Source organism: Ferrovibrio sp., from assembly GCF_964218355.1.
Taxonomy (GTDB): Bacteria; Pseudomonadota; Alphaproteobacteria; order Ferrovibrionales; family Ferrovibrionaceae; genus Ferrovibrio.
Genome location: NZ_CAXPMC010000018.1, coordinates 40,119 through 56,756, shown reverse-complemented (window position 1 = coordinate 56,756; position 16,638 = coordinate 40,119). Strand labels below are relative to the sequence as shown.

Here is a 16,638-nt window from a genome sequence, read left to right as displayed (position 1 = left end):
ACAGCCCGGCCGCAGATCGACCTGTTTTCCGAGGATCGTGCCATGTCCACCCGTCCGCTTCCCCGATTGCTGACCGCGCCGGCGCTGGCCGTTCCGGTGCTGGCCGCCGCCCTGCTGCTGGCCGGCTGCGAGAATAACGGCCAGATGAACAAGGAAAACATCGGCACCGTGCTGGGCGGCATCGGCGGTGCCGTGCTGGGGGCGCAGTTCGGCAAGGGCACCGGCCAGCTGGTCGGCGTCGCCGCTGGCGCCCTGGCCGGCGCGTATCTCGGCAACCAGATCGGCAGTTCGCTCGACAAGGCCGACAGGGCGGCGATGGAACAGGCCAGCCACAAGGCCACCACCGCGCCGGTCGGCCAGACCATTTCCTGGCGCAATCCCGACAGCGGCCATTCCGGCACCGTGACGCCGACCCGCGAAGGCACCGGCGCCAGCGGTGAATATTGCCGCGAGTTCCAGCAGACCGTCACCGTCGACGGCAAGACGGAAAAAGCCTACGGCACCGCCTGCCGCCAGCCCGACGGCAGCTGGAAGATCGTCAACGGCTGATCTGATGCCGCGATCTCCCGGTTTTTCGCAGGCCGCCCGTGCCGCTGCGCTGGCGATGCTGCTGCTGGCGCCGCTGCCGGCACAGGCGGGCTTCGCCGACGGGGTGGCGGCCTACGAGGCCGGGGACTACAGGGGCGCCTTCGATGCCTGGCTGCCGCTGGCCGAGGATGGCGATCTCGCCGCGATGCGCAATGTCGGGCATCTCTACCGCTGGGGCCAGGGCGTCGAGCGCGACATCGACAGGGCGCTGGCCTGGTACCGCCGCGCCGCTGAGGCCGGCTTCGCCCGCGCCCAGACCAACCTTGCCGCCATCTACCTGCAGGGCGAGGATGTGCCGGTCGATTATGCCGAGGCGCTGAAATGGTTCGATGCCGCCGCGCGTCAGGGCAATGCCGTGGCGCAGTACAATCTCGGCCTGATGCATGAACTCGGCCTCGGCGTCGCGCCCAGCGAGCCGGTGGCGCTGGGCTGGTACAATCTCGCCGCCAAGGCGGGCCAGCCCGATGCATTGAACCGCTTGTCGCTGCTGGTGCTGAAACCGGAAGCCGGCCGCGCCGCTGCCGACCGGCCCGCCGCCGCTCCCCCGGTCCGGCCCGCCGAAAAGGAAAAGGCAGAGACGGAACCGGCGGCGAAGCCCGCCGAGGAGGCAGGCGCAAAGGAGACAGGCGCAAAGGAGACAGACGCAAAGCCGGCCGAGGAAACGGCTGCCGCCGCGCCGGCCCCGCAGACTGCAGCCCGGGAGGCGCCTGTCCAGCAGGCTCCTGTCCAGGAGGTTCCCGTCCAGCCGGCGCCTGCGCAGGAAGTCCGGCCGGCCGAAGCGAAGCCGGCGGCCGACGGGCCGGATGCGGAGCCGTCTGCGCGGCCCGGCTTGCTCGGCCGCTTCTACTCCGCCATCGTGTCCGGGGGCGGCGCGTCGATTCCGGACATATTCACCGTCCGCGACGATGCGCCGGATTCCGAATCCGTGCCGGCAGCCCCGCCGCAGGAGAAGACGCCATGATCTCCGCCAGCCGCCTGCGGGATGGCCGCGATGCGTGATCCCTACACGGTCCTCGGCGTCACCCGCGGCACCAGTCACGAGGATATCCGCAAGGCCTATCGCAAGCTGGCCAAGCAGCTGCATCCGGACCGCAATCCCGGCGACGAGAAGGCGGCCGAGCGGTTCAAGGAAGTCTCGGCGGCCTATGACATCGTCGGCGATGCCGACAAGCGCGGCCGGTTCGACCGCGGCGAGATCGATGCCGCCGGCCAGCCGCGCCGCCCGGGCTTCGGCGGCTACAATGCCCGCGGCCAGGCGCGGCCGGGTGCAGGGCCGGGCGCGGGCGGGTTCGGCGGTTTCGAGGGCGGCGCCGAGGATATTTTCGACGAGATTTTCGGCCATATGCGGCGCACGCGGGGTGGTGGTGGTGCCGGTGCCGGTGGCAGTGCTGGCGCCGGCGCCGGTTTCGGCGCGGGTGCCCGGCGCAGCCAGCCGATGCGCGGCGCCGACCGCCATTTCAGCCTGAAGATCGGCTTCCTCGATGCGGCGCGCGGCTGCAAGCGGCGCCTGACCCTGCCCGACGGCAAGCAGATCGACGTCACCATCCCGGCCGGCCTGACCGACGGCCAGCAGATCCGCCTGCGCCACCAGGGCGATGCCGGCCGCAACAACGGCGAGGCCGGCGACGCGCTGATCGAGGTGACCGTCGAGCCGCATCCGTTTTTCGTCCGCCAGGGCGACGACGTGCTGCTCGACCTGCCGGTCACCGTCGACGAGGCGGTGCTCGGCGCCAAGATCGCCGTGCCCACCATCGACGGCATGGTTGCCGTCACCGTGCCCAAGGGTGCCAGCTCCGGCACCACCTTGCGGCTGAAGGGGCGTGGCCTGCCGCTGAAGGGCGGCGCCCAGAGCCAGCGCGGCGACCAGTATGTGAAGCTGAAGATCGTGCTGCCGGACAAGCCGAACTCGGCGCTGGAAAAGCTGATCGAGGGCTGGGTGAAGTCGCACAAATACGACGTGCGCGCCAAATACACGGTCGACTGAGGCCCCGCCGGCCGGCCGCAGCCGTCTTAACCGGCTGTTTACCATCTCTTGCGAGTCTCGGTTGCGAACCCGCTGGACGTGGCGTCGCCATGGCGCCTATGGTCCGGCGCGCCGCCGGCCGGATCGCCCGATTCGCGGCCGGCGGGGAATCCGCAACCGCAGGGCCGCCGCATCATGTACAGCCGCCGCTATGTCCTTTCGTCGCTGCTGGGCGCCATCGCGGCCGCCGGGCTGGCGCCGGATGCGTCTGCCGGCCGCCGCGTGCCGCTGCCCGAAAGCAAGCCGCCGGTGCCGCCGGGCCTGCGCCCGCAGGCACAGCGCCAGCCGGCGGTGCTGGTGCTCGATCCCGGCCATGGCGGCCGCGATCCCGGCGCCATCGGTGTCACCGGCACCGAGGAGAAGGACGTCACCCTGTCGATCTGCCAGTCGATCCGCGACGCCCTGCGCGGCCGGCGCGACATCCAGGTGCATCTGACCCGCGACCGCGACACGTATATTCCGCTGGGCAGCCGGGTCGCCTTCGCCCACGAGAAGGGCGCCGACCTGTTCGTGTCGATCCATGCCGATGCGGCGCCCAACCATGGCGCCCATGGCCTGTCGGCCTACAGCCGGTCGGACAAGGCGTCGGACGATTTCGCCCGCAGGCTGGCCGACCGCGAGAACCAGGTCGATGTCGTCTACGGCTTCGACAGCTCGGCCACCGACCGGCAGACGGCGGCGATCCTGATCGATCTCGCCCGCCGCCACAGCCACAATGCCTCGCTGACCGCCAAGCGCCGCATCATCCACGGCGTCGGCAAGCGGGTCACCCTGCTCGACAACCCGATGCGCTCGGCCAATTTCGCCGTGCTGCGCTCGCCGGCAGTGCCCTCGGTGCTGATCGAGACCGGCTTCCTGACCAATCCCCATGACGAGAAGGTGCTGCGCAACGCCCGCAGCCGCGCCCAGCTCGCGCGCTACCTGGCCGACCAGATCGCCCCGGTCACCGTCGACCTGCGCGAGGCGTAAACGCTTCCCATTTCGTTGCCGGTTGCTATCCTGCCGCGCCGGCCCGATTTGCGGGCGCCCAGGAACATCCCGCCATGCGCATTCTCGAAGTCCGTGAAAAGACCGTGCCGATCGCCTCGCCGATCGCCAATGCCTATATCGATTTCTCGAAGATGACCTGTTCGGTCGTCGCCGTGATCACCGACCAGGTCCGCGACGGCAAACCCGTGGTCGGCTTCGGCTTCAATTCCAACGGCCGCTACGGCCAGGGCGGGCTGATGCGCGAACGCTTCCTGCCGCGCCTGCTGGAGGCCGATCCCGACACGCTGGTCGATACCGCCAACGCCAATCTCGATCCTTTCGCGATCTGGAAGACGGTGATGCAGAACGAGAAGCCGGGCGGCCATGGCGAGCGCTCGGTGGCCGTCGGCACGCTGGACATGGCGGTGTGGGATGCCGTGGCCAAGATCGAAGGCAAACCGCTGTGGCGCCTGCTGGCCGACCGGTATCGCGGCGGCGTCGCCGACGAGAAGGTCTGGGTCTATGCCGCCGGCGGCTATTACTATCCCGGCAAGGACCTGACCGCCCTGCAGGACGAGATGAAGGGCTATCGCGACCGCGGCTACCGCGTCGTCAAGATGAAGGTCGGCGGCGTGCCGCTGGCCGAGGACCTGAAGCGCATCGAGGCGGTGCTGGAGATCGTCGGCGACGGGCAGAATCTCTGCGTCGACGTCAACGGCCGCTTCGATATCGAAACGGCCATCGCCTTCGGCAAGGCGATCCGGCCCTATGACCTGTTCTGGTACGAAGAGGTCGGCGATCCGCTCGACTATGCCCTGCAGGCCGAACTGGCGCAGCATTACGATGCGCCGATGGCCACCGGCGAGAACCTGTTCTCGATGCAGGATGCGCGCAACCTGATCCGCTTCGGCGGCATGCGGCCCGACCGCGACTGGTTGCAGTTCGACTGCGCGCTGTCCTACGGCCTGGTCGAATACCTGCGCACCCTGGAGATGTTGGAGCAGCATGGCTGGTCGTCGCGCCGCGTGGTGCCCCATGGCGGCCACCAGATGTCGCTGAACATCGCCGCCGGGCTGCATCTGGGCGGCAACGAAAGCTATCCCGATGTCTTCCAGCCTTTCGGCGGCTTCGCCGACGGCATCGCCGTGCAGGACAGCTATGTGTCGCTGCCGCAGATTCCCGGCGTCGGCTTCGAGGCCAAGGCCGCGCTGTATGCCGTGATGAAAAGCCTGCTCGACTGAGACCCGGCATGAACAGGAAGCTGCCTGCCCGCTATAACGGCATCGTCATGCCGCTGGTTCTGTCGGTGCTGATGACCTTCATCGTGTCGGGCATCTCCACGCTCACCAGTCTCGGCTTCACGGCGGCGCTGCCGGCGAAATGGGCCGAGGCCTGGGCGCTGTCGTGGATCGTCGCCTTCCCGACGCTGGTCTTCGTGCTGCCGCTGGTGCGGCGCATCGTCGGCCGGCTGGTCGAGCCGCCCGGCGCGCCGCCGCCGAAAGGCTAGGGCGCCTTCCGCACAGCCACGGCGAAGAAGCCGTCCATGCCGCCGCGCTCCGCCCACAGGGAGGGCAGGGTGCGCAGGCAGCCATCCGCCGTGACGGCCTCCGCCGGCAGGCCGAGCGCGGTGGCATCGGCCGGCACCAGGCTGGCGCCGGGCAGGGCGCGCAGGGCCGGCAGATGCGCCGGGCCTTCCTCGGGCTGCAGCGAGCAGACGCAGTAGACCAGCCGCCCGCCGGGTTTCAGCATCGCCCAGGCGCGGCCGATCATGCGGCCCTGCAGGGCCGCCAGTTTCGCCACATCGGTTTCCGCCTTGATATGCAGCAGGTCGGGATGGCGGCGGATGGTGCCGGTGGCCGAGCAGGGCGCATCCAGCAGCACGGCATCGAAAGGCTGCGGCGCCGTCCAGCTTTCCAGGTCGGCGGCCACCGTTGCGACCGCCAGCCCGAGCCGCGCGAGATTGTCGCGCAGGCGGGCGAGCCGCGCTTCCGAACGGTCGAGGGCGGTGACCTGCGCGCCGGCGGCGGCCAGCTGCGCGGTCTTGCCGCCCGGCGCGGCGCAGAGATCGGCCACCTGCAGCCCGGCCACGTCGCCCAGCAGCCGCGCCGGCAGGGCGGCAGCGGCATCCTGCACCCACCAGTCGCCGGCCGCGAAGCCGGGCAGGGCTTCGATGGCGCCGCCGCCGGCCGCGCGGCGCAGGCTGCCGGTCGGCAGGATTTCGGCGCCGAGCGCGGCGGCCAGTGCGGCCGCATCGGCGGCGGATTTCAGCAAACCCGGCTTCAGGCTGAGATCGAGCGGCGCCTCCTGCAGATGGGCGGTGGCGATGGCGCGCGCGGCGTCCTCGCCGCAGGCCGCGACCCAGCTGTGCCACAGCCAGTCCGGCGTGTTCAGCCGGGCGGCATCCTGCGCCGCCACTGCGGCGGCGCCGTCCACGGCCAGCCTGCGCAGCACCGCGTTGACCAGGCCGCGCATGGCGGTCTGGCCGGCGCCGAGGATGTCGACCGTGGCATGCACGGCGGCATGCACCGGCGCATCGAGGAACAGCAGTTCGGCGGCGCCCAGCCGCAGGGCCTCGCCCGGCAGGCCTTTCGGCCATTGCCGCAGCCGGCCGCGGAGGGTGGCGTCGATCTGGCCGCGCCGCCGCAGGGCGGTGGCCGCCAGCCGGCGCACGAAGCCGCGGTCGCGTTCGTCCAGCGCGGCAAAGCCCAGTGCCGGATCGGCCAGCGCCTCGTCCAGCGGCCGGCGCTTTTCCAGCACGGCGGCCAGCAGGCCGGCGGCCACCAGCCGGGCCGGCATGCGGGCCGGCCCGGCGCGGGCGGATGATGTGCGGGCGGCGGTGCGGCCGGGGTTTCTGGCGGGCGGGCGGGACATCGGCGTGTTCTAGCCCCGGCCGGCGGCGGCGTCGAGCCATGGCCGGGCCGGGCCCGGATTTCCGCGCCGAAGCGCCGTTTGTGGCAGAAACCGGGCAGGGGGATTGCTTGGCGGCCGGGCCGGAAGCTGCTAAGCCTGCCGCCATGCCGCAGCAGCCGATCCGAATCGCCCCGTCCATCCTCTCGGCCGATTTCGCCCGTCTGGGCGAAGAGGTCGCCGCCATCGACGCGGCCGGTGCCGACTATATCCATATCGACGTGATGGACGGCCATTTCGTGCCCAACCTGACCATCGGTCCGGGGGTCGTCGCCGCGCTGCGCGGGCACACGAAAAAACCCTTCGACGTGCATCTGATGATCTCGCCCGTCGATGCCTTCATCCCGCAGTTTGCCGAGGCCGGCGCCGACATCATCACCGTGCATCCGGAAGCCGGCCCGCATGTGCATCGCACCCTGCAGCTGATCCGCAGCCTCGGCAAGAAAGCCGGCCTGTCGCTCAATCCCGGCACCCCGGTGGACGCCGCGCTCAGCGTGCTCGACATGGTCGACCTGGTGCTGGTGATGAGCGTCAATCCCGGTTTCGGCGGCCAGAAATTCATCGCCAGCCAGCTCGAGAAGATCACGGTGCTGCGCAAGGCGATCGATGCCTCCGGCCGCACCATCGATCTCGAGGTGGATGGCGGCATCAATGCCGAGACCGCCGCGCTGGCGATTGCCGCCGGCGCCGATGTGCTGGTGGCCGGCACGGCCACCTTCCAGGGCGGACCTGCCGCCTATGCCGGCAATATCGACCGCGTGCGCATGGCGCGCGCCGCCGCCTGAGCCAGCCCGGTGACGGCGTGACCGCCGCCACACTGCCCGACCGCCTCGGCCTGCGCATCGCGCGCCGGCTGGCCGGCGCCGTCTTCGCCAGCCGCGCCTATGGCCTGCTGCTGCCGCGCAAGGCGCCGCTGGAACTGCCGCATCTGCCCGACGATCCCTGGCCCGGCCTGCCGGCCAATGCCGACCGCCTGTTCCAGGGCCGCTTCATGCTGGCCGGGGTCGAGGTGGTCTCGCCCCATGTGGCGCCCTGGGCGAAGACCGCGGCCGAACTCGGCCTCGATGCCGCCAGCTTCGCCGCCTGGGCGGAGGCGCTGCACGGCTTCGGCTGGCTGCGCGACTTCGCCGCCCAGGGCGGCGACATGGCGCGGCGCATGAGCCGGGCGCTGGTGGCATCCTGGCTGGAGCGGCACGACGCCGTGGCTGGCCTGGCCTGGCGGCCCGGCGTCGCCGGCCAGCGGCTGTCGAGCTGGCTGCTGGCCGGGCATTTCCTGGTCGACGGCGCCGATGACCGCTTCGCCCATGACTTCCTGCTCGCCATCGCCCGCCATGCCGCGCATCTGCAGCGGGCGGCGCCGCTGGCGCCGCCGGGCCTGCCGCGCTTCCAGGCCCTGCTTGGGCTGGCTTTCGCGGCCGAATGCCTGCCCGAGGGCCGCACGCGGCATCCGCAGGCGCTGGCCGGCCTGGCCGCCTGCCTGGATGCGCAGCTGCTGGCCGATGGCGGCCATGCCTCGCGCAATCCGGCCATGGTGTTCCGCCTGCTGCAGCAGACGACCCTGCTGTGGCGCTTCCTGCGCGCGCTGGATCCCGAACGCGCGGCCCTGCTGCAGCCGCATCTCGACCGCATGGCGCCGATGCTGCGCTTCTTCCGCCATGGCGATGGCGGGCTGGCGCTGTTCCATGGCGGCGCGGAAGCCAATCCGGCGCAGATCGACCTGGCGCTGGAGCTGTCGGAGGCGAAGGGCAAGCCGCTGGTCTCCGCCACCCTCAGCCGCTTCGAGCGCGCGGCGGCCCGGCGCGGCCTGCTGCTGCTCGATGCCGGCCCGCCGCCGGCGGCCTTCGCCGGCTCGCGGCCGCATCGCGGCCTGCTGGCCTTCGAGTTCAGCCATGGCCGCGACCGCCTGATCGTCAATTGCGGCGCGCCCCAGCGTGCCGGCGGCCAGCACGGCCATGACTGGGCGAAGGCGCTCAGCGGCATCGCCGCACACAGCACCCTCTGCCTGGGCGAGGCCGAGCCGGCGGCCGGCGCCACGGTCAGCGTCCAGCGCAACGAGCAGGACGGCGCCATCTGGTTCGAGGCGGAGCATGACGGCTGGGCCACGGCGTCCGGTGGCCGCCGCCACCGCCGCCGGCTGTATCTCGCCGCCGGCGGCGACGACCTGCGCGGCGAGGAAACCGTCACCGGCGCGGCGGCGCCGCCGCAGCCGGCGGTGCTGCGGCTGCATCTGCATCCGTCGGTGCATGCCTCGCTGATCGGCAGCGGCGATACCGTGATCCTGAAAAGCGGCAGCGGCCAGGGCTGGCGCTGGCGCGGCGCCGGCGGCGTGGTGCGGCTGGAGGACAGCGTCTATTTCGGCCAGCGCGAGCCGGGCGGCCCGGACACGCCGCGGCGCAGCCAGCAGATCGTGATGACCGGCTCGGCCGGCGCCGACGAGCTGGTGTTCAAATGGGCACTGACGCGGATCGCGGCATGAGCGGTGCGGCATGAATGGCGGGCGCCTGGTGCGGCTGGCCGATCTGCCCCTGCAGCCATGGAAGAATGGCGGCGGCGTCACCAGCGAGCTGGCCATCGATCCGGCCGGTGCCGGCGCGGACAGCTTCCGCTGGCGCATCAGCCTCGCCCGCATCGATGCCGACGGACCCTTCTCGGCCTTTCCCGGCATCACCCGCTGGATCACCCTGATCGAGGGCGGCGGCTTCACGCTGGATTTCGCCGATGGCCACCGGCTGGATGTGCCGCAGCCCTTCGTGCCGCACCGGTTCGATGGCGGCCTGGCCGCCTTCTGCCGGCTGAAGGGCGGGCCGAGCCGCGACCTCAACGTGATGGCGCGGGCCGGCCTGGCGATGGATGTGCGGGTGATCGCGGCCGGCGCCGATGCGCCGCCGGAAGGGCATGCGCTGGTGCGGGCCGATGGCGCGCTGGTGCGGCTGGATGCGACCCGGCTGCTGCAGGCCGTCTGTCGTTAGGCACCTGTCTTTAGGCGTCTGTCTTTAGCTGGCTGTCGTTCGCCGGTTGTGACGGGCCTTGCCGGCCAACTCTTTACCGGCCGGTGCCTTACTGGATGGCGCGGGCTTCGGGCAGGTTGCCGGGCGCGATCTGGATCAGATAGCGGCGCCGGCAGCTGCGGCAGCCATCCTCCCAGATGCTGCCCGGAGCGGCAAAGTCGGGCGCGCCTTCCCACCAGTCGGGGTCTTCGGTCCGGCAATAGGGGCAGACGGGATTCTCGGCGGCAGCAGACATGCAGACGTGCCTTTCTGGCAGGGGGTCTGCCGGCAGTCTAGCCGATCCGCTGCCGTACCGGAACCCGCCATGGTTCAGGCCGCCGCCGCCTCTTCCGGCAGGTAGAAGCCGCGCAGGGCCCGCAGCGTGGCGCCGCCGGGCCTGGCGATGCCGTCGGCGGCCAGGCCGTTGGCTGCCTGGAACCGGCGCAGGGCCGCATCGCAGCAGGCATCCCACAGGCCGGTCGGGCCGCCGGTGGCGAAGCCGTCGAGGTCGCCTTCGCGATGCAGCAGGGCCTGCAGCCGCACCACGTCGGCCGCATGGTTGGCGCCGCCTGCGCCGACGCTGTCGCGCAGGACGAACACCGTTTCGCCGAACAGCTCGCGCAGGCTGGCCCCGCGCTGCCAGGCCGCGCGCAGCCGCGCCAGCGGATCGGCGGCCGGCTGCCTGAGGGCCGGCTGCATGGCGGTGTCCGGCGCCAGCAGGCGGCGCAGCGGCCCCGGCAGGGCAAATCCGGGCAGGGTGAAGGGGCCGGGGGCGGCCGCCGGGCGGGCTGTCTTGAGGCGGGCGGACCCGAGGGTGGCGGTGTCGAAAGTGGCGGAGGCGGTCATCGGAGGCTCCAGGGCAGGTGGAAACAGAAACCGAACATCTGCCACTATAGCCGCCGTGTTCTTGATTTCAAGCGAAATATTCCCATAATGTTCTCATCCCGGGCAGGCGGACGGTCTGCCCGGTCCGCTGTCGGATATCGTGCATCAGAAGAATCAATGGGTTGCCACACAACATCAATGACTTGTGTGGGATCGAACTGGCTTTTGCGGGATTTTGCCGGCTTCCGCGGGATGGCGGCGGCCGCGTCCGGTCCGAACGGGACCGGACTGGTCTGGACCGGGCTGGACCGGCCGGGTCCGGTCTGGTCCGGGCCGGTCAGCCCTTCAGGGCCCTGTCGACCAGCGGGCGGATCGACTTCTGCGGCCGCGGCCCGATCTGGGCGATCACCTCGGCGGCGCAGAGGCTGCCCAGCCGGCCGGCGGCATGCAGGTCGAAATCATGGGTCAGGCCGTAGAGGAAGCCCGAGGCATAGAGGTCGCCGGCGCCGGTGGTGTCCACCACCTTCACGCCGGGCGTGGCGTCGATGATGTGCACTTCCTCGCCGGCCAGGATCACCGAGCCCTTCTCCGAGCGGGTCAGGGCGGCAATGTCGACATGGTGGCGCACATGCTGGAGCGCGGCATCGAAATCGTCGACCTGGTAGAGCGATTTGATCTCCGCCTCGTTGGCGAACAGGATGTCGATATGGTGTTCCGCCAGATGGCGGAATTCGTCGCGGTGGCGGTCGACGCAGAAGCTGTCGGACAGGGTCATTGCCACCTTGCGGCCGGCATCATGGGCCAGCCGCATCGCCTTGCGCATGGCGTCCTTGGCCTTCGGCTGGTCCCACAGATAGCCTTCCAGATAGACGATCTCCGCGCGCGCCACGGCGGCCGGATCGACATCGTCGGGGGCAAGGTCGACGCAGGCACCCAGATAGGTGTTCATGGTGCGCTGGGCATCCGGCGTGATCAGGATCATGCAGCGCGCGGTCGACGGCCCCTCGGCGGCGGGCGCATTCTCGAAGATGACGCCCAGGCTGCGGATCTCGCGGATGAAGGTGGCGCCCAGCGCATCGTTGCGCACCCGGCCGATATACTGCACCCGGCCGCCCAGTGCGGCGATGCCGGCGGCGGTGTTGGCGGCCGAGCCGCCCGAGGTCTCGGTGGTCTCGCCCATATGGCCGTAGATCGTCTCGGCGGTGCCGCCGTCGATCAGGGTCATGCTGGCCTTGACCATGCCGTGGGTGTCGAGGAAGTCGTCATGCACCCGGGCCAGCACATCCACGATGGCGTTGCCGATGGCCAGCACGTTTGTCGAATCCGTCGTCATCCCGGTACTTTCCCCGTTCCTGCACTTGCCGTTACTCTCTAGCCTTTCCCGTACAGGATGGCAAACAGATGGACTTTTCCGCATGGACGCGCTGATCCGGATGACCGCCCGCGAGGCGGTTGCGGCCCTGAAATCCCGTAGGGTCAGCCCGGCCGAGCTGATCGACGCCGCCGCCGCGCGCATTGCCGCGGTCGAGCCGCTGGTGAATGCGCTGCCGACCCTCTGTCTCGACCGCGCCCGCAGCCGCGCCGCCGCGCTGGTGCATCCGGAAACCCCGCCGCCGGGCTATCTGTACGGCCTGCCGGTGGCGGTCAAGGACCTGGTGCCGGTGGAGGGCGTGCGCTTCACCTCGGGCAGCCTGGCCTATGCCGACCATGTCGCGCCGGCCTCCGACTACACCGTGCAGCGGCTGGAGGCCCGCGGCGCCAGCGTGATCGCCAAGTCGAACACGCCGGAATTCGGCGCCGGCGCCCAGACCTTCAACGAGGTATTCGGCACCACGAAGAATCCCTGGAATACCGCGATGACGCCGGCCGGCTCCTCGGGCGGCTCGGCGGTGGCGGTGGCCACCGGCGAGGTCTGGCTGGCCGATGGCTCCGATCTCGGCGGGTCCTTGCGCATCCCGGCCGGCTTCTGCGGCATCGTCGGCCTGCGCCCCAGCCCGGGCCGCGTGGTCTGGGGGCCGCGCGCGCTGCCCTTCGACACGCTGTCGGTGCTGGGGCCGATGGCGCGCAACGTCGCCGACTGCGCCCTGATGCTGGATGCCCAGTGCGGCTGGGAGCCGCGCGATCCGCTCAGCCTGCCGGTGCCCGAGCGCGGCTTCCTCGACAGCGTCGACCATGCGCTGGCGGCGGGGCGGCTGCCGACGCGGTTTGCCGGCGGCTGCCGCATCGGCTGGACCCCCGATCTGGGCCTCAGCCCGGTCGATCCGGAGGTCGTGGCGATCTGCGAGGCCGCCGTGCGGCGGCTGGAAAAGCTGGGCGCCGCGGTCACCACCACGGTGCCGGATTTCAGCGGCGCGGAAGACTGCTTCCAGGTGCTGCGCGCGGCCAATTTCGCTGCCTCAGTCTGGCCACGAATCGAAGGTAAGACCGATCGCGTGAAACCCGAAGTGATCTGGAATGCGGAAAAGGGCCTGAAGCTGACCGGCGCGGAGCTGGCCACGGCGCAGCAGACCCGCGGGCAGATCACCAACCGGCTGCTCCGGTTCTTCGAGAGCCACGATTTCCTCGTGCTGCCGACCGCGGTGACGCCGCCTTTCGATCACCGCATGCGCTATCTCGAGGAAATCGGCGGCCGCAGGTTCGACACCTATATCTCGTGGCTGGTGCTGACCTTCGCCATCACCATCACCGGCACGCCGGCCATCTCGGTGCCGGCCGGCTTCACCAAATCCGGCCTGCCGGTCGGCCTGCAGATCGTCGCCCGGCCGCGCGGCGAGGCCGAGCTGCTGGCGCTGTCGGCCATGCTGGAGGCCGATCTCGGCCTGGCGGCGCAGCTCCCCGTCGATCCGCGCGGCACGCCGGGTGGGGGCGCCGCATGATCGCGGCCGCCCTGCGGCAGGCGCTGGCCCAGCTGCCCGACCCGGCCTTCCGCCGGGTTCTGGTGCGGGCACTCAGCATCAGCATCGCGGTCTTCGCCGCGCTGGCGGTGGCCCTGTGGCTCGGCCTGATGCTGCTGCCCGACGTGCAGCAGACCTGGCTCGACTGGGTGATCGGCTTCGCCTCGGGCATCGGCTTCTTCGTCCTCATGCTGCTGCTGTTCCCGGCGGTGATGACGGCGGCGATCGGACTGTTCCTCGACGACATCGCCGAGGCGGTCGAGCGGCGGTATTACGCGGCCGAGCCGGCCGGCCGGCCGCTGGCCTTCTGGCCCGGCCTTGTCGGCGCGCTGCGCTTCCTTGCCGTCGTGCTGCTGGTCAACATCCTGCTGCTGCCGGTCTACGGCATCCTGCTGTTCTTCCCGCCGCTGCTGTACGGCCTGTCGCTGGTGGTCAACGGCTGGCTGGTCAGCCGGGAGTATTTCGAGCAGGTCGCGGCGCGCTACCTGCCGCGGGCCGAGGCCGATGCCATGCGGCGGCGCTGGCGCGGCGATATCTGGCTGTGCGGCATCCTCATTGTGCTTCTGTTAACCATTCCCCTCGTAAATTTCCTTGTCCCGATTGTAGCAACCGCTTTCATGGTGCATGTCTACAAGCGGTTGCGGTCGCGGGGCTGAGGGATCAGAGGAGAGGCCGTCTCATGTTTGGTCGCAAGAAGCCGAGTACGGATACCGCCGCGATGCTGCCGCCGGCCCCGCCGGCGCTGCCGGAACCGGCCGTCACACTGGCCAATGTGCCGGCCAATGCGCCAGTCAGTGCCACGGTGACGCCGATCCGTGCCGCCGAGGACGAGCTGCCGCCGGTGCCGAGCCATCTGCGCCTGGCCGGCCGGCCCGCCCTGCCCACCAGCAACCCGCCCTCCAACCCGGGAGCCGTCATGACCGACAATTCCACCCCCACCCCCACCTTCCGCCCCGAAATCGCCAAGCGGCCGAGCGTCGACCTCGCGCCGAAGGCCGTCGTGCAGGCCTCGGCCGCCGCCGCGCCCGTCTCGTCCGGCCGCAGCGACGGCGCCGATCCGAAGGTGCTGCTGATCGGCCGCGACATCAGCCTGAACGGCAGGATCACCGCCTGCGACAAGGTGATCGTCGAGGGCAAGGTCGAGGCTGACCTGACCGACAGCCGCTTCGTCGAGATTGCCGAGAGCGGCATGTTCAAGGGTTCGGCCGAGGTCGAGGAGGCCGAGATCCGCGGCCATTTCGAGGGCCGCCTGTCGGTGCGCGGCCGTCTGCTGATCCGCGGCAGCGGCAAGGTTGCCGGCGACATCGCCTACGGCCAGGTCGAGATCGAATGCGGCGGCGAGATTTCCGGCACGGTGCAGACCGTGGCCTCCGGCGGCCGCAAGGCCTCGCCGGCCGCCGCCGAATAAGTTTCCGCCCTTAACAAGCCCGCAGTCAGACGTGGCAATGCGTCCTGCCTTGCGCGGGGCTCCTCCCGGGGCCCCGCGTCTGCTTTTCGCCCTGGCGCTGGTGGCGGTGCTGGGTGCCTGCGGCATGCGCCAGTCGGGCGAGGTGCCGGCCGCTGCCGGCGGCGGCGAGGAGGAGGCACTCGACCTGTCACTGGTGCCGTCGCCGCAGACCGTCGACGAGCCGCCGCGCCGCCCGCGCAGCGCCGATGTGGTGAACAAGAGCCCGGCCGAGGCGCGCGCCCTGTTCGGCGTGCCGGCCACCCTGCGGCGCGAGCCGCCGGGCGAGATCTGGCAGTATCTGTCCGAGACGCCGCGCTGCTCGTTGCTGCTGTTCTTCTATCCCGGCGAGAGCGACCAGCGCATGCGCGTCGCCCATGCCCAGGTGGTCAGCCGCCAGCGCGATCACACGGTGGACGATGCCGACTGCCTCGGGGCCCTGCTGAAAACCGCGCCGCCGCCGCGCCGCCGCAATCCGGGGCCGACATCGTAATCGCCGCTAGCGCGGCAGTCGTGCCGCGAAGCCGGCATAATCCGTGACGTCCGCGCCGGTCGCCGCCAGCGCGCGGTCATCGGTGACCAGCAGGCAGCGGCAGGCCCGGGCCGTCAGCCGCAGCATGCGGTCCCGCGTCATGTGGGTTGTGTCTTCCGCGATCGCCTCCGCCGGATCGACGCGCCGCCCGCCAAGGTCGCGGAACAGTCCGAGCAGCGTTTCGCGGCGCTGCGGGTCGGCGATCTGCCGCAGCTCGTCTTCCTGCACGTGGGTCGTGACGATCTCGATGCCGCCGGCATCCGCGAGTGCGCGCAGCCGCTGCGTATCGCCATGGGCGAGGATCGCGTCATAGGCATTGCTGTCGAAGATCACCCGCAGCACCGCCGGTGTTGCGGCCCTGCTCATGCGCCGCGGCGCCACTGTGCCGCCGTCTGCCCGGTCCAGGCCTTGAAGGCGCGGCGGAAATTGGCCGGATCGGCGAAGCCCAGCCTGCCGGCGATGCTGTCGATGCTGTGGCGCGGATCGCGCAGCATCTGCCGCGCCAGCGCGCAGCGCACCCGCGCCACTTCCGCCTGCAGGCTGGTGCCCCGCCCGGCCAGCCGGCGCTGCAGGGTGCGCGGCGACAGGTGCAGCAGGGCGGCGATGCGGTCGATGCCGGCATTGCCGTCTTCCGCCAGCGACGCCCGGATCGCCCCGGTCACCGCGTCGCCGAAGGCATCGCCGCCGCCCAGCTGTTCGAGGGCGCGGCTGGCATAGCCGGCCAGCATGTCATGCAGGCCGGGGCTGGCCTGACGCACCGGCAGCGCCAGTGTCGCGGCATCCAGCAGCAGGGAATCGTCCGCGGCCTCGAAATCCGGCGGGCAGCCGAAGATCCGGCGGTATTCGCCGAGACTGTCCGTCGCCGCATGGCGCAGGCGCAGCTGCGCCGGCCGCACCGGCTGGCCGCACAGCCAGCGGGTGAAGGTCAGGCTGGCCGACAGCACCGCCTCGACGCGGTGGCGGCGGCAGGGCCAGTCCGGATCGAAGGGCAGGTAGAGCAGGCGGATGGCGCCATCCGCCTCGTCGCGTGCCGCAAAGCGGCCGCCGCCGCCGACCAGTGGCGAGAAGCGGTCGGCCTGCCGGGCCGCCTCGCGCAGGGTCGTGCAGGTCATCAGCAGATGGCCGAGCGCATCGAAGCTGCCGGGCTGCACCCGCTCGCCGACATGCAGGCCGAGATGGCGGTCGCCGCCGAGGCCGAGCGCCGCCTGCCAGATCGCCGAAACGGCATCATGGGCGACGCGGCCCTCGGCCCGCCCGGCCAGATCAGCGGGCAGGCCGGCCGCCGTCAGCACGGCGCCGGCCGGGATGCCGGTGGCCGCCACCGCATCCAGCAGGGTGCGCACATAGCCGGCCGCCACGCTGCGCGGCGGCGCGGCGGCCCCGGAGGCATCCTGTAACTGCCGGCCCGGCATGACGGCGTCTGTCCCTCCCTGCGATTCCGGCCTGGCGCCGGATGACCGGCGCTGGCG

Annotated in this window: 19 protein-coding genes; 13 read left to right on the top strand and 6 right to left on the bottom strand. The window is 71.2% G+C overall.

Annotated elements, in window-relative coordinates; genetic code table 11:
* Positions 1–42 precede the first annotated feature (42 nt).
* The 6 genes from ACEQZY_RS12250 to ACEQZY_RS12225 all read left to right on the top strand — a co-directional run bounded on the left by ACEQZY_RS12250 (position 43) and on the right by ACEQZY_RS12225 (position 5,087).
* The gene (locus ACEQZY_RS12250; protein WP_341705719.1) at positions 43–549 is read left to right on the top strand and encodes an RT0821/Lpp0805 family surface protein; all 507 of its coding nucleotides are present in this window, start codon (positions 43–45) and stop codon (positions 547–549) included.
* Between the two features lie 4 nt (positions 550–553).
* Entirely contained in the window at positions 554–1,549 is a 996-nt protein-coding gene (locus ACEQZY_RS12245; protein ID WP_370154725.1) for a hypothetical protein, read from the top strand.
* A 30-nt stretch (positions 1,550–1,579) separates the two neighbouring features.
* Positions 1,580–2,572 carry a DnaJ C-terminal domain-containing protein gene (locus ACEQZY_RS12240; protein ID WP_370154723.1) on the top strand — a complete coding sequence of 331 codons (993 nt, stop codon included), beginning with the start codon at positions 1,580–1,582 and terminating at the stop codon, positions 2,570–2,572.
* 174 nt (positions 2,573–2,746) lie between these two features.
* The gene (locus ACEQZY_RS12235; RefSeq protein WP_370154720.1) at positions 2,747–3,580 is read left to right on the top strand and encodes an N-acetylmuramoyl-L-alanine amidase; all 834 of its coding nucleotides are present in this window, start codon (positions 2,747–2,749) and stop codon (positions 3,578–3,580) included.
* A 74-nt stretch (positions 3,581–3,654) separates the two neighbouring features.
* Positions 3,655–4,821 (top strand): mandelate racemase/muconate lactonizing enzyme family protein, encoded by a 1,167-nt coding sequence (locus ACEQZY_RS12230; protein WP_370154718.1) that lies wholly within the window; start codon positions 3,655–3,657, stop codon positions 4,819–4,821.
* 8 nt (positions 4,822–4,829) lie between these two features.
* Entirely contained in the window at positions 4,830–5,087 is a 258-nt protein-coding gene (locus ACEQZY_RS12225; protein ID WP_370154715.1) for a DUF2798 domain-containing protein, read from the top strand.
* Here the strand turns inward: ACEQZY_RS12225 and ACEQZY_RS12220 are convergent.
* On the bottom strand, positions 5,084–6,451 hold the full coding sequence (locus ACEQZY_RS12220) for an RsmB/NOP family class I SAM-dependent RNA methyltransferase (protein WP_370154713.1): 1,368 nt from the start codon (positions 6,449–6,451) through the stop codon (positions 5,084–5,086). The genes ACEQZY_RS12225 and ACEQZY_RS12220 overlap by 4 nt on opposite strands.
* A gap of 143 nt (positions 6,452–6,594) precedes the next feature.
* Here ACEQZY_RS12220 and rpe point away from each other — a divergent pair, with 143 nt between their 5' ends.
* The 3 genes from rpe to ACEQZY_RS12205 are packed head-to-tail and all read left to right on the top strand — an operon-like array spanning position 6,595 to position 9,456.
* On the top strand, positions 6,595–7,272 hold the full coding sequence (gene rpe, locus ACEQZY_RS12215; protein WP_370154710.1) for a ribulose-phosphate 3-epimerase: 678 nt from the start codon (positions 6,595–6,597) through the stop codon (positions 7,270–7,272).
* Positions 7,273–7,289: 17 nt separating this feature from the next.
* A complete protein-coding gene (locus tag ACEQZY_RS12210; protein WP_370154707.1) occupies positions 7,290–8,963 on the top strand; it encodes a heparinase II/III family protein in 1,674 nt (557 codons plus the stop codon).
* Between the two features lie 10 nt (positions 8,964–8,973).
* Positions 8,974–9,456: a HutD family protein gene (locus ACEQZY_RS12205; RefSeq protein WP_370154704.1), complete on the top strand. Its 483-nt coding sequence runs from the start codon at positions 8,974–8,976 to the stop codon at positions 9,454–9,456.
* An 88-nt stretch (positions 9,457–9,544) separates the two neighbouring features.
* Here ACEQZY_RS12205 and ACEQZY_RS12200 read toward each other — a convergent pair whose 3' ends face one another.
* The 3 genes from ACEQZY_RS12200 to ACEQZY_RS12190 form a co-directional block, all read right to left on the bottom strand.
* Positions 9,545–9,730 carry a hypothetical protein gene (locus ACEQZY_RS12200; protein ID WP_370154701.1) on the bottom strand — a complete coding sequence of 62 codons (186 nt, stop codon included), beginning with the start codon at positions 9,728–9,730 and terminating at the stop codon, positions 9,545–9,547.
* A gap of 74 nt (positions 9,731–9,804) precedes the next feature.
* Positions 9,805–10,320, bottom strand: a complete 516-nt coding sequence (locus ACEQZY_RS12195; RefSeq protein WP_370154698.1) for a peptidoglycan-binding protein — start codon at positions 10,318–10,320, stop codon at positions 9,805–9,807.
* A 316-nt stretch (positions 10,321–10,636) separates the two neighbouring features.
* The gene (locus ACEQZY_RS12190; protein ID WP_370154695.1) at positions 10,637–11,632 is read right to left on the bottom strand and encodes an adenosine kinase; all 996 of its coding nucleotides are present in this window, start codon (positions 11,630–11,632) and stop codon (positions 10,637–10,639) included.
* 82 nt (positions 11,633–11,714) lie between these two features.
* Between ACEQZY_RS12190 and ACEQZY_RS12185 the strand changes: the two genes are divergently transcribed.
* Genes ACEQZY_RS12185 through ACEQZY_RS12170 form a run of 4 tightly spaced genes read left to right on the top strand, consistent with a single transcriptional unit; the run spans position 11,715 to position 15,130 of the window.
* Positions 11,715–13,175, top strand: a complete 1,461-nt coding sequence (locus ACEQZY_RS12185) for an amidase (RefSeq protein ID WP_370154692.1) — start codon at positions 11,715–11,717, stop codon at positions 13,173–13,175.
* Complete coding sequence (locus ACEQZY_RS12180; RefSeq protein WP_370154690.1) at positions 13,172–13,849, top strand: EI24 domain-containing protein; 678 nt, start codon at positions 13,172–13,174, stop codon at positions 13,847–13,849. The genes ACEQZY_RS12185 and ACEQZY_RS12180 overlap by 4 nt, the downstream gene beginning before the upstream one ends.
* A gap of 23 nt (positions 13,850–13,872) precedes the next feature.
* Positions 13,873–14,601, top strand: a complete 729-nt coding sequence (locus ACEQZY_RS12175) for a polymer-forming cytoskeletal protein (protein WP_370154687.1) — start codon at positions 13,873–13,875, stop codon at positions 14,599–14,601.
* Positions 14,602–14,632: 31 nt separating this feature from the next.
* Positions 14,633–15,130, top strand: a complete 498-nt coding sequence (locus ACEQZY_RS12170) for a hypothetical protein (RefSeq protein ID WP_341705737.1) — start codon at positions 14,633–14,635, stop codon at positions 15,128–15,130.
* Between the two features lie 6 nt (positions 15,131–15,136).
* On the opposite strand, the gene ACEQZY_RS12165 is transcribed toward ACEQZY_RS12170, so the two are convergent.
* Complete coding sequence (locus ACEQZY_RS12165; protein ID WP_370154684.1) at positions 15,137–15,535, bottom strand: hypothetical protein; 399 nt, start codon at positions 15,533–15,535, stop codon at positions 15,137–15,139.
* On the bottom strand, positions 15,532–16,581 hold the full coding sequence (locus ACEQZY_RS12160) for an AraC family transcriptional regulator (RefSeq protein ID WP_370154681.1): 1,050 nt from the start codon (positions 16,579–16,581) through the stop codon (positions 15,532–15,534). Before ACEQZY_RS12160 ends, ACEQZY_RS12165 begins: the two co-directional genes overlap by 4 nt.
* Positions 16,582–16,638 lie beyond the last annotated feature (57 nt).